General features: G+C 36.9%; 12 protein-coding genes. 9 read left to right on the forward strand and 3 right to left on the reverse strand.

Translation table 11 applies throughout. The features are described 5' to 3' along the window. Positions 1-45: 45 nt before the first annotated feature. Positions 46-3,060, forward strand: a complete 3,015-nt coding sequence (locus IGL36_RS02880; protein WP_002364752.1) for a polysaccharide lyase 8 family protein — start codon at positions 46-48, stop codon at positions 3,058-3,060. 69 nt (positions 3,061-3,129) lie between these two features. Here the strand turns inward: IGL36_RS02880 and IGL36_RS02885 are convergent, their stop codons facing one another. Then, positions 3,130-3,453, reverse strand: coding sequence for a DUF960 domain-containing protein (locus tag IGL36_RS02885; RefSeq protein ID WP_002355697.1), 324 nt, complete (start codon positions 3,451-3,453; stop codon positions 3,130-3,132). Positions 3,454-3,704: 251 nt separating this feature from the next. Continuing rightward, entirely contained in the window at positions 3,705-4,313 is a 609-nt protein-coding gene (locus IGL36_RS02890; protein WP_002398085.1) for a 50S ribosomal protein L25/general stress protein Ctc, read from the reverse strand. 330 nt (positions 4,314-4,643) lie between these two features. Here IGL36_RS02890 and IGL36_RS02895 point away from each other — a divergent pair, with 330 nt between their 5' ends. Then, positions 4,644-5,426 carry a 16S rRNA pseudouridine(516) synthase gene (locus tag IGL36_RS02895; protein WP_002358774.1) on the forward strand — a complete coding sequence of 261 codons (783 nt, stop codon included), beginning with the start codon at positions 4,644-4,646 and terminating at the stop codon, positions 5,424-5,426. After that, positions 5,423-6,103, forward strand: coding sequence for a YjjG family noncanonical pyrimidine nucleotidase (locus tag IGL36_RS02900; protein ID WP_002355700.1), 681 nt, complete (start codon positions 5,423-5,425; stop codon positions 6,101-6,103). Before IGL36_RS02895 ends, IGL36_RS02900 begins: the two co-directional genes overlap by 4 nt. Positions 6,104-6,137: 34 nt before the next feature. Here IGL36_RS02900 and IGL36_RS02905 read toward each other — a convergent pair whose 3' ends face one another. Then, positions 6,138-6,593, reverse strand: coding sequence for a GNAT family N-acetyltransferase (locus IGL36_RS02905; RefSeq protein WP_002378057.1), 456 nt, complete (start codon positions 6,591-6,593; stop codon positions 6,138-6,140). A gap of 174 nt (positions 6,594-6,767) precedes the next feature. Here IGL36_RS02905 and udk point away from each other — a divergent pair, with 174 nt between their 5' ends. From udk to IGL36_RS02935, 6 genes are all read left to right on the forward strand, one after another. Further along, entirely contained in the window at positions 6,768-7,397 is a 630-nt protein-coding gene (gene udk, locus IGL36_RS02910; RefSeq protein ID WP_002355702.1) for a uridine kinase, read from the forward strand. A 168-nt stretch (positions 7,398-7,565) separates the two neighbouring features. Beyond that, on the forward strand, positions 7,566-7,907 hold the full coding sequence (locus tag IGL36_RS02915) for a type II toxin-antitoxin system PemK/MazF family toxin (protein ID WP_002355703.1): 342 nt from the start codon (positions 7,566-7,568) through the stop codon (positions 7,905-7,907). Positions 7,908-8,008: 101 nt separating this feature from the next. Continuing rightward, positions 8,009-8,974: a Gfo/Idh/MocA family protein gene (locus IGL36_RS02920; protein WP_010706697.1), complete on the forward strand. Its 966-nt coding sequence runs from the start codon at positions 8,009-8,011 to the stop codon at positions 8,972-8,974. Between the two features lie 370 nt (positions 8,975-9,344). Continuing rightward, entirely contained in the window at positions 9,345-11,264 is a 1,920-nt protein-coding gene (locus IGL36_RS02925; protein ID WP_010706696.1) for a BglG family transcription antiterminator, read from the forward strand. Then, a complete protein-coding gene (locus IGL36_RS02930; RefSeq protein ID WP_002386991.1) occupies positions 11,230-11,553 on the forward strand; it encodes a PRD domain-containing protein in 324 nt (107 codons plus the stop codon). The genes IGL36_RS02925 and IGL36_RS02930 overlap by 35 nt, the downstream gene beginning before the upstream one ends. Before the next feature lie 14 nt (positions 11,554-11,567). Further along, entirely contained in the window at positions 11,568-11,924 is a 357-nt protein-coding gene (locus IGL36_RS02935) for a glycine-rich SFCGS family protein (RefSeq protein WP_002355707.1), read from the forward strand. The last annotated feature ends 28 nt before the right edge of the window (positions 11,925-11,952 follow it).

Consider the following 11,952-nt stretch of genomic DNA (forward strand, 5'->3'; position numbering starts at 1 on the left):
ATTTAGATGTAAGCGTTTTACGATAATTTTTTAGGAGGAGAAAGAATGAAAAACAGGAAAATATGGGTAATGCTGGTCGGACTGTTTACTGCTTTGACGAGTGGATTTATGGGAACCACCCTTACTTTTGCAGAAGAAAACGAAGCGAGCCAAACGATTGAGCAACCCTCTTACATTTCAGATTTTCCCAATCAAGTTGGGCATTGGCAAGATTTGGTGGGAACAGCAGAAAAAAAGAATGATTCTGCTGGTTTATGGATCGCAAACACGAAGCAAGGGACAAACCTCGAATCTGTCTCTATCAATCTTGATGCACGCGAACAATCTTCAGGAGATCTTGAACTAACCTTTTTATATGAAGGACAAAGTAACTTCGGATTGGTTTTTCGCGGAGATAAACAAAAGACGAGTCAATGGCAATCTTTTGCTTATAATCGTGACGGCCGCTGGCAATTAGGACAACCAGGCGGTAAATGGCTAACTAATATTCCGGGGCCAACATTACTAAGTGGCCAACAATATAAACTGCTGGTTCGCTATGATGGGAAAAAAATTCAAACATTCCTGAATGATCAATTATTTTATGAAAATGAAGAGGTTCATTATCCTGATGGTACGTCCATTAATGATGACTGGACGGGGGCTGTAGGAATTAGACTATTTGGTAATCTATCAAAGCTGAATATCATTTCTATGAAAAGTGGCTCCGTTGGTAGCATTCCTGTTATCGATTCATCTGCAGAATACCGAGAATTAAAAGAAAAATGGCGAAATCAGCTTGTTTCAAAAGAATATGATTCAACTAACCAAGCGCTTGTAGACTACGTCCAAAAAATCTCCAATGAAGCAACAGAACTCGATCAAACGATGAATAAAGAGCCGAACCGCAGCTATTTATGGCCACTAGAGCCTGGCAATACGCCATCTGCTGATTTAACGACTCAATTTACCAAATTGCAAAAATTAGCGTTAGCCTATGGAACGAAGGGGAGTACGCTTTACCAAGATGACAAATTGGCAGCAACCATTATTGATGGCTTAGATTTTATGGTAACGCAAAAAGGATATGATGGGAAAAAGTACCACGGAAATTGGTGGGACTGGCAAATTGGTGTGCCACAGAAGTTTCTTAATATTCTAATGATTTTAGAGGATAAAGTTTCTCCGGAAAAGCAACAAATCTATACAAATGCGTTGAGCAGTTATGTCCCAGATCCATTTAAACAGTTGTATACAAAACCACAAGGAACGTTTGTGGATTTAGCTTTTATCCCAAATTTTGTGACATCAGGAGCGAACCGAACGGACTTAGCTTTAACTGTTTTGGGGTTAGGAATTTTACAAAAGGATAGCGGGAAAATTAACCAAGCATCCAGTAGTATCGTCGATGTATTTAAATTAGTCACAAAAGGTGATGGTTTTTACCAAGATGGTTCTTTTATCCAGCACAATAACATTCCTTATACAGGTTCGTATGGCAATGTTTTGGTGAAAGGGGTTGGACAAATTTTGGCCATTACAGCAGATTCATCTTTTCAAATGGATGCAACTCTTGTGACAGAATTTGTTGAAAATGTTGATCGTGCCTTTCTTCCTTTGATTTATAAAGGTGAAATGCTACCAACTGTGAATGGCCGTTCCATCTCAAGAGCCCCAGCAGTTGGAAAAACAGGCTACGGCTCAACTACCATGTATAATTTATTAATTGTGGCTAAATTTGCTCCTAATAATTATCAAAAGAAATTTCAAGAAGCCGTTAAATATTGGATGAAGGAGAACCCAGATTATTATTTGACAAATGCTCGTGATTTTAATGATTTACAGATGACTATGCAACTTTTAACTAATCCAGAAATTACGGGAGGACAACTTCCTTTTACAGGCACGAAACTTTATGCTTCGATGGATCGATTTGTCCAACGCACACCTAGTTATATGTTTGGGCTAGGCTTGTATTCAAAGCGCACTGCATCTTTTGAAGCAGGGAATAAAGAAAATAAACGTGGCTGGCACACTGGTGACGGAATGATGTACGTATATAATGATGACGAGGTTCAATTTAATTCCAGCTATTGGCCAACTGTAGATCCCTATCGACTACCAGGAACAACGGTAGATACCATTTCTTTGGCAGATGAAGTTTCAGCATTTACAACAATCACATCGAAAGAGCAATGGGTTGGTGGAGTAACGTCAGACAATCAGGCAGTAGTAGGGATGGCTCTTAATAAAGACGGGACCAAAAATAATGGGAAACTTTTAACTATGAACCTACAAGCTAAAAAATCTTGGTTTTTATTAAATGGGCAAATTATCGCATTAGGCGCAGGAATTAAAGGGGATACAGAAGCTTCGATTGAGACAGTTGTTGATAATCGTTTGTTAAATGATGCGTATCAGTATCAAGTGCTATCAAATATTGGGGAGATTCATGAGAAAAATGAAACGAGTAAAAAACAATGGTTATTACTAAAGTCGGATCATTCCAATGCTAATATGGGTTATTATTTTCCAGAAGAAACAACGGTAAATGTTAAAAGTGAAACTAGAAAAGGAACCTATAAAGCAATTAATGAAGCATTTCCAAGTGATAAAGAATATGTAGGTGATTATCGAACATTTACGATTCAACATGGTCAACACCCAACGAACGAGCATTATGCTTATGTAGTTTTACCAGGAATCGATGAAACTGATTTAAAAACATATGCTGCCAAAAAAACAGTAGAAGTTCTCTCAAATACAGAAGAAATTCAAGCAGTTAAGCAAGAAGAAGAAGGCTATCTTGGGGTTAACATTTGGTCAGAAACTGGCGGTACAATAGCAGGGATTACCTCAAATAAAGCTATTTCTTTAATGAGAAAGACACAACAACACCAAAAAACGTATACTTTCTCTGATCCTACACAAACAACTAAGACACTGACTTTAAAAATACCAAAAGATTACAGCACAGTAATTAGTCAAAGTGACGGAATCACTTATGATGATGCAACAGAAACCTTTACTATTAATTTTGAAAATGCTGCAGGAAGTAGTAAACAAATTATTGTAGAATAACTAAAAGAAATTAAAGTAGCCTCAAATTCCAGTTTAAACTGGAATTTGAGGCTACTTTGTTGAAATTATTTAGGATTCTAACATTTCTGCAGGTAATAAAATCGTTTCACGATGGCCATCATCAAAAGCAAAAATTCGCGACGGATATGCCGTAGAATAACTAAATGGTAAGTCGATTGCCATTTCTACTGAACTATTTTCTTGAGAAAAATGGACAGTCACTTTGCCATTATTGTTCAACAAATCAAAGTGAAGTAAGTCGTTTAAAGGGATAACCCCTTTTAGATTTAAGTCAATAATCAACCAAATACTATCAATTAAGCCACTAGGTAAGCTAGAAACAACACCTAATGAAGCATAGCGGCTACGGTCACTATCAAAACGTTCAAACATATGGATGACCTCCTTTTTGTTTACTTACTTTTAGTATACTGCAAATTTTAAAAAAAGAAATTGTTTCGTTTGAAAATATTGCGTAGATTAGCAAAAATTTAATATTCCTCTGTAGCTTCCTAGCTTTGCAGGTGTCATCATTTATGTGAAGAAATCAAGACATGCAGTAAAAAGAAAATGGGACGTACGTTGTTTCAACGTACATCCCATTTCTAAAACTTAAGAGAATCAGCTGAACAAAAGAGTACTCTTTATTCGGCTAATTCTGGTTCAGTCGTTTCAGCAGCTGTTCCTTCTTCTTCTTCAGGAGCAGTTTGTGCTTCAACAATAGCAACTAGTTGTTCTTCTGGATCAGTTAAAATTTCATAGTCTTTGTGTTCAGGTAAATCAGCGATTGTAAGAGCATCACCAATTTCTAAGTTTGTAATATCTACTTCAATTGATTCTGGCAATTTATCTGGTGTGGCTGCCACTAAAACAGTGTACAAGTTTTGAGCTAAGGTACCCCCAGCTTTCACACCTGCAGATTCACCAATTAATTGAACTTCTGCTTCGACTTCTGTTGTTTCTTTCATATTTACAGATAAGAATTCAACATGAAGCATTTGACCAGTAAAGGTATCTAATTGTGCTTTTGACATTAATGTGTTGATGTTTTTCCCATCAACTGTAATTTTAATAACGGTGTTAGCACCATGTTCGCGTAAAATTTTTGATAAGTCTTTTTCTTCAAAATAGATTGGTGTACTTTCAATTTGGTAACCGTAAACAATGGCAGGTACTTTCCCTTCGTGACGTAGCTGATTTCTTAGTGAACGTGGACGGATAGCTCTTTCTTTAACTTCTAATTGTACTGACATAACCTAATTCCTCCTTGAAATAATGAGTGATTTGGTTAAACTCAGAAACAAAACATAATGGAAAAAAGAAACTCTTTTTTCAGTTGTTCTTGTCTAGAAAAATGCTAACAATAATCAAAAAATCCCCACAAATATTGCCAGGCAACACTCATGGGAATGGTTCATTGTTATCGTTGTTCTCTCCCAGGTCATTACGCTGTTTTTGAGAAACCTTTATTTACTTTACTTATTAACCGTAACACTTATATTTTTATACGTCAAGGAATTACCTTTTTCTACTTTTCATCTTTAACGGATTCCACTATACTAATACCAGAATGGAGCGGAACAATGCGATTAGATAAATTACTAGAAGAACTTCAGTTTGGATCACGCAAAACGGTGAAACGAATAATCAGAGGCAAGCAGGTCACTGTGGATGGCATCGTGACATTAAATGAAAGCCAAAACGTCGATGCGCAATTACAAATGATTAAAGTAAAAGGACAATTAATTTCGCATAAGACACATGTGTACTACATGTTGAATAAGCCAAAAGGTGTGGTTAGCGCTGTCTCAGATGCATCTAAAAAAACAGTCATTGATTTGATTGCACCACAAGACAGACGCCCTGGTCTTTATCCAGTGGGCAGACTCGATGGCGATACGGAAGGGTTACTTCTATTAACAGATAATGGACAATTAGGGTATCAATTAATTCGGCCAAATAAAGAAGTAGCGAAATGTTATGAAGTGAAAGTCAATGGTTTGGTCTCTGCAGAAGATTGTGCTAAATTTAAAGATGGGATTGTTTTGCAAGGAGGCATTCAATGTAAGCCAGCAAAAATAACTGTTCTTGCAGCAACTGAAACGGAGAGTCATGTTTTCCTAACTATTCAAGAAGGAAAATTTCACCAAGTGAAAAAAATGTTTTTATCTGTGGGGAAAAAAGTGACTGCTTTAAAACGCCAAACTATGGGGCCGTTGCGGCTAGATCCGCAATTACCTTTAGGTGCTTATCGTTCATTAACAAGAGAAGAGTTACAATTGCTATTGCCTTATTTTTTTATTGAAAAACAACAAACAAGCAAAGCGTTACCGAGTAATTTGAAAAGAGAAGAGGAACGTAAATGAAAACATTGCTTTTTGATGTTGATGATACATTGTTAGATTTTAAATTGGCTGAAAAGAAGGCGCTCCATGCCTTATTTGAAGAAGAAAATGTACCATTTACATCTGAAGTCGAGTCAACATACCACCGAATTAATCAAGGATTATGGCGTTCATTTGAAGAAGGAAAAATAACAAAAGATGTTCTCCTTGATACACGGTTTGGTTTATTGTTTGACGCGTTTAATCGAGAAGTTGATAGCGTTAAAATGGGAGAAAACTACCGAGAATATTTAAGTCAAGGACATGACTTGCTTGGCAATAGTCAACGTATCTTGGAAAAATTAGCACCCCATTATGATTTATATATTGTGACAAATGGAGTGGCAAAAACACAGTATCGTCGATTGGAAGATTCGAAATTAATGCCTTATTTTAAAGATATTTTTGTTTCAGAAGAAGTGGGTTATCAAAAACCGATGAAAGAGTATTTTGATTTTGTTTTTGAACGGATTCCTAATTTTAGTAGAGAAAAAACAATGATTATTGGCGATTCTTTGCATTCAGATATTCAAGGAGGCCAACAAGCAAAAATTCAAACTGTTTGGCTCAATCCGACCTCCGCTCCAGCAACACCAACCATTCAACCCAATTATACGATTCAACAGCTAGATGAGTTGTTACCAATTCTTGGGCATTAAAAAACAACATTTCCTGTACAGGAAATGTTGTTTTTTAACTTAAATGTAACCGTAAGCGAACCATATCTTTTAAAGGCAAGCCGTTTTCCGTAATGGGCTCATCATAATGATGGATAAAAAAATCTGGTTCAATATGTGTCATTCGAAAACCGACTTTTTGGTAGAGATATAGCTGTTGAAAGCCTGTGCTCCCAGTCCCAATCTCCAAGTAATCATACTTTTCTTTTTTGGCAAAATCAATGGCAAAATGTAATAACTCTTGTCCGATGCCCCGCCCTCGGCTTTCTTCTGAGACAGCGATGTTTACGATTTCCAATGTCCGTGGGTGAGTCGGCAACAGGACTAAAATTCCTTGAAGTTCTTCAGTCTGATAGTCAAAGCAAATGCCGCGGGTAATGTAATCTTCCACCATTTTTTTTGAGGGATCTGCCTCATAAAGAAGAGCGTAATGCGCAGTTGTAAGTGCTTCTTTTTTGACTTTTTTAATCATAGGTAGGATTCTCCTTTTATTGATAAGTATACTGTAATTGAAAGAAGTGTGGGCAGATTTTTCATAAGAAGATAAAAATCACATGAAAAGTCTTGGAAAAGGTCTGGCATTCTTCAGAGTTTTCATTATAATAGTAAAAGACAATGAAGTTTTTGAAAAGAAAGAGGTTTATACATGAAAGATAGTCAGCCAATTATCATTGGTGTTACTGGCGGATCAGGAAGCGGAAAAACCAGTGTTAGCCGTGCGATTTTTAATAATTTTCCCGATCATTCAATTATGATGTTAGAACAGGATTCTTATTATAAAGATCAGAGCCATTTGAGTTTTGAAGAACGTTTAAATACCAATTATGATCATCCTTTTGCGTTTGATACAGATTTATTGATTCAACATGTTGAACAACTGTTAAACTATCAAGCCATTGAAAAGCCAGTTTATGACTACGTTGCGCATACAAGAAGTACAGAAACGGTGATACAAGAACCGAAAGAAGTAATTATTCTTGAAGGGATTTTAATTTTAGAAGATCGCCGCTTAAGGGATTTAATGGATATTAAAGTGTATGTGGATACAGATGATGACATCCGTATTATTCGTCGAATCAAGCGTGATATGGAAGAACGTGGCCGTACGTTGGATTCTGTGATTGAACAATATTTGACAGTCGTCAAGCCCATGTATCACCAATTTATTGAACCTACGAAACGTTATGCAGATATCATTGTGCCAGAAGGTGGCGAAAACCACGTCGCTATTGATTTAATTAATACAAAAGTGGATAGTATTTTAACAAAAATGTAATAGTCAGCTTAAATAGCCGTCTCTATATCAGAGTCGACTGTTTAAGCTTTTTTTGACTTTTAAAGGGTGGTTTTATCAAATATTTTAAGGGATAGCTAAAAAGTTGAAAATATTGCAAGAAACAATATGCTATAATTTTTTAAAGGAAAAGGAGGGAAGGGAATCTGAATGATAAAAAGAGGTGAGGTTTTTTATGCGAATCTCTCACCAGTTGTTGGTTCTGAACAAGGTGGGATTCGACCTGTCCTGATTATTCAAAATAACAAAGGTAACTTATTTAGTCCAACGTTGATTGTTGCACCGATTACCCGTAACGTAAGCAAGCGGCTGCAACCAACGCAAGTCCTTATCGAAATTCCCCATAACGAGTGCAGGACGCCATCACTTATTTTGTTAGAACAAATTCGAACATTGGATAAAGAACGAATGCTACACAAGGTTTGTCAACTTTCTCGTGAAGAGATGGAACAGGTCAATCAAGCTTTAAAAGTTAGCGTTGGTATCCGTTAATTTACATATAAAGAAATCGTTTTGGGGAAACGGTTTCTTTTTTTGTTGAAATGGTTTCCAAATATTCGTTTTTCTCGTATAGTGAAAGAGGAGGCGATCACATGGATAAAATTCGTTATGGAATTATGAGTACTGCCCAAATTGTCCCAAGATTTGTAGCAGGGCTTCGAGAAAGCGCGCAAGCTGAAGTGCGCGGGATTGCATCAAGGCGTTTAGAGAATGCTCAAAAAATGGCTAAAGAATTAGCGATTCCGGTGGCTTATGGCAGTTATGAAGAGTTATGTAAGGATGAAACAATTGATATTATTTATATTCCCACCTACAATCAAGGACATTACTCAGCAGCTAAGCTTGCGTTATCACAAGGAAAACCCGTCCTACTGGAAAAACCATTTACATTAAATGCTGCTGAAGCAGAAGAACTCTTTGCAATCGCACAGGAGCAAGGGGTTTTTCTAATGGAAGCTCAGAAGTCTGTCTTTTTACCAATTACCCAAAAAGTAAAGGCAACGATTCAAGAAGGGGGATTGGGAGAGATTTTATGGGTTCAGTCAGTTACTGCCTATCCCAATGTGGATCATATTCCCTGGTTTTACTCGAGAGAAGCGGGTGGTGGAGCGCTTCATGGCTCAGGAAGTTATCCATTACAATACTTACAATACGTATTAGGGAAAGAGATTCAAGAGGTTACGGGAACCGCAACGTATCAGCAAGGGGCGACGGATAGTCAATGTAATTTAGCTTTGAAATTTGCTGAAGGGACGCTGGGCAATATTTTTATTAATGTTGGTTTAAAGATACCTAGTGAAATGACCATTTGTGGGACGAAAGGGCAAATCGTTATTCCTAATTTCTGGAAAACAGATTGTGCTTATTATACAGATGCTCAAGGCAACACTGTCAAATGGTCTGAACAATTCACTAGTGAATTTACGTATGAAATCAATCATGTGAATCAATGTTTACAAGACAAAAAGTTAACTAGCCCAGTAATGACGAAAGAATTAACGATAGCAACCGTTAAAATTGTTGAAAGTTTTTATCAAGAATGGTTCGATAACGAATAATTACCATCACTTGCTATCCAAACTATTCTGTGTTAAAGTGTGTTTTATGCGACGAGTTGACTCAATCAGATAGCTTCGGCTATTCCGTTTTGACGGCTAGTGATTGTCAAACACAACGACACCAGATAGTACGGCTATCAGTTACCGGATTTGTAACGTGTCGGACAGAATACTTTTGTGGAGAAGGTTTCTGTCTATTTATGCAAATAAATAGTGTGGTATCCCTTAACAGTTACTACTGTTAAGGGATTTTTTTTGTATGAAAAGAGAAGTGTTGCACTTTTATAAGTGCAACTTTTTTGTGTTGTGGAACAGATAAAATAACGCTATAGTTTTAAGTGTAAAGGGAAAAGAAAAGAGGTGACAAGGCATGACCGTGTTGTTGTCCAAAAGAGCGATAAATATTTTATTGATGCTTTTGGATTTGGAAGGGAGTATTACCACGCAAGAATTAGCTGAGAGCTTTACTGTCAGCGTTCGAACAATTAAGTATGATTTAGAAGATATTCGTGCTTGGTTTGAACAGCACGATGAGACACTTTATTCAAAACGAAATAAGGGAATCTGGCTAGATTTACCTGACTCTAAACGCTTACTGTTAAAAAATGAAATTATCGATGTCGATCGATTTGAAACCTATCCTGATCAAAAAAGACGAGTCAATGTATTGATTTTTCAGTTATTGTCAGTCAAAGGGTACTTAACGGCACAGCAGCTAGCAGATGAATTATTAGTGAGTCGAAACACAATTGTCAGTGATTTGGAACAGGTCGAACGGTTGCTGCAAGCATATGATTTAACCTTAATTCGCCAAGCGCGGCAAGGGTTTACAATCAGTGGTGAAGAAAGCAATGTACGCTTACTGATGGAATTTATCACTCAAAAAGAACTTACAGAATACGATATTTACCAAATTATGAACTATGTGACAAAGACAAAAGGGGCTGAAAAAATCCCTAAAATTAAATTTGGGTCAGGGACATTGTTTCAAGGTTGTTATCGTAGTGCATTGAAAAAAATGCGAAATTTAATTAATCCACTCGATCAAAATCAATTTGATTATGCCGAAATATTATCTATTACGTTGAGAGTGGCAATTGCCGCAGCACGTATGCAGATGGCACATACAATTGGGACTTACCGAGTGTTATCACAAAAAACACGCTTTGAACAACGGAACGAAGTACCACTTTTACTTTTACAAGAGGTGTTTGAACGGTATGACTTGCCTTTATTAGCGGATGAATATTTTTATATTTATAGTGATTTATTCGGAACCCATCAACGGCAAGATATGGTTCAATTAACAAAGCAAGTGATTGAAAGCGTTTCAAAAGAGCTGAATTATCCTTTTGTAAATGATCGCCAATTATTTACGAACTTGTTTGCACACCTGTCCTTACGTTTTACAAAGAAACATTTATTTATTAATGAATACAATCCGTTTTCTGAAGAAATCAAAGGAAAACACCCAGCGTTGTTTTTAGCTATTCAAAGTGCCTGTAAACAATTAATTCAACGTTCTGTTTTGTTAGTCAACGATTCTTTCTGCGCATATATTGCGTTGCATTTTTTGGCAGCTCAGGAACGACAACAGCAGGAAGCTAAAGTTGTTAGGATTGTGTATGTTTGCTCGACGGGCTTAGGTGTGACCAGTTTAATTGAACAAAAAATTTTAGAGGAAGTACCAAACGTTGAACTCGCAGGATTTGCTTCTGTTTTAAATGCAACTGAAGTGATTCAAGCAGAAAAGCCCGATTTGGTATTGAGTATTTTCCCAATTGAAGAAATGACATACCCATTTATTAAAGTTAGTCCATTGTTGACGGACACAGACTTAAGTTTGATTCGGGAAGAGGTCGATAAAATTTTATTAGGGAAACGTCAAGGGAAAGGTACCGCTCGCTCCACGAAATCTGATGTAATTGAAAAAAATGAACGGATACAAAGCCAAGATTTATTAGTAAAAGCGTATATTATTTATGAAGAGTTAAAACGAATGTTTCAAACAAAGTTACTGAGCGAATATCAAGAAGCCTTTTTACTTCACGTTTTATTAATGACACATCGGATTACGTTTAATAAACAATACGAAGAGATTCCTTGTAATAGAGAAGTATCTCATGAAAGGCAAGAAGAAATTCGGCAAATTGAATGTTTATTTGCTAAAAATGAGTTACCTGTCAATCATGCTGAAATTTCAGCATTACTTAATTATTTAGAACAACCAAAGGAGGAAGAGGATGGAACTAGCAATGGAAGCACAGGAGATCATTCGACAAAGTGCTGAACCAGAAAAGCTACAATCGATTATCAAACAAACCAGTGCGCGATTAGCAGAAGCACAAATTGAACCAACGGAATTACAGTGGACGATTTTGATTAACCATCTCAATGAGATGCTGAATCGTTCAAGAGAAGGAACGACATTAGCTGGTGTTGATCGGACGTTATTTACGGAACTAACACCAGAAACGTTGAAAATTGCAGAAGAAACAACAGAAGCAATTGGTCAGTTATCAGAAGATGAATGGTATGTTTTAGCTGTTCATTTTGAAGTTGCTAAACAAAACAATTAATAGGAGGAAAAGTTATGATTACAGTAGTTATCGCAGATCGTTTAGGAAAAGGACAAAATGTTGCAAAAGGAGTGGAGCAAGCCGGTGGTCGCGCGGTTGTTGTTCCAGGAATGGGCGCTGATATGCGTTTAGGAGATGTGATGCAACAAGAAAAGGCTGATTTAGGCATTTCTTTCTGTGGAAGTGGTGGTGCAGGAGCGTTAACGGCTGCTACTAAATACGGGTATCCCGAAAGACATGGCATGCGATCAATCGAAGAAGGGGTAACAGCAATTAACGATGGGAAAACTGTTCTTGGATTTGGTTTTATGGATCAGGAAGAACTTGGTAAACGAGTAACTGAAGCATTTATTAAGAAACACGGAGCATAGAAAGTAGTAACTTAGAAAGGAGCGGTAA

The organism is Enterococcus sp. AZ011 (assembly GCF_050548355.1).
GTDB classification, from domain to species: Bacteria; Bacillota; Bacilli; order Lactobacillales; family Enterococcaceae; genus Enterococcus; species Enterococcus faecalis.

Bases quoted from the DNA above. Each gene is read 5' to 3' on its own strand.
- IGL36_RS02880 (WP_002364752.1), top strand. From the start codon at position 46: ATGAAAAACAGGAAAATATGGGTAATGCTGGTCGGACTGTTTACTGCT.
- IGL36_RS02885 (WP_002355697.1), bottom strand. From the start codon at position 3,453: ATGTTTGAACGTTTTGATAGTGACCGTAGCCGCTATGCTTCATTAGGT.
- IGL36_RS02890 (WP_002398085.1), bottom strand. From the start codon at position 4,313: ATGTCAGTACAATTAGAAGTTAAAGAAAGAGCTATCCGTCCACGTTCA.
- IGL36_RS02895 (WP_002358774.1), top strand. From the start codon at position 4,644: ATGCGATTAGATAAATTACTAGAAGAACTTCAGTTTGGATCACGCAAA.
- IGL36_RS02900 (WP_002355700.1), top strand. From the start codon at position 5,423: ATGAAAACATTGCTTTTTGATGTTGATGATACATTGTTAGATTTTAAA.
- IGL36_RS02905 (WP_002378057.1), bottom strand. From the start codon at position 6,593: ATGATTAAAAAAGTCAAAAAAGAAGCACTTACAACTGCGCATTACGCT.
- udk (WP_002355702.1), top strand. From the start codon at position 6,768: ATGAAAGATAGTCAGCCAATTATCATTGGTGTTACTGGCGGATCAGGA.
- IGL36_RS02915 (WP_002355703.1), top strand. From the start codon at position 7,566: ATGATAAAAAGAGGTGAGGTTTTTTATGCGAATCTCTCACCAGTTGTT.
- IGL36_RS02920 (WP_010706697.1), top strand. From the start codon at position 8,009: ATGGATAAAATTCGTTATGGAATTATGAGTACTGCCCAAATTGTCCCA.
- IGL36_RS02925 (WP_010706696.1), top strand. From the start codon at position 9,345: ATGACCGTGTTGTTGTCCAAAAGAGCGATAAATATTTTATTGATGCTT.
- IGL36_RS02930 (WP_002386991.1), top strand. From the start codon at position 11,230: ATGGAAGCACAGGAGATCATTCGACAAAGTGCTGAACCAGAAAAGCTA.
- IGL36_RS02935 (WP_002355707.1), top strand. From the start codon at position 11,568: ATGATTACAGTAGTTATCGCAGATCGTTTAGGAAAAGGACAAAATGTT.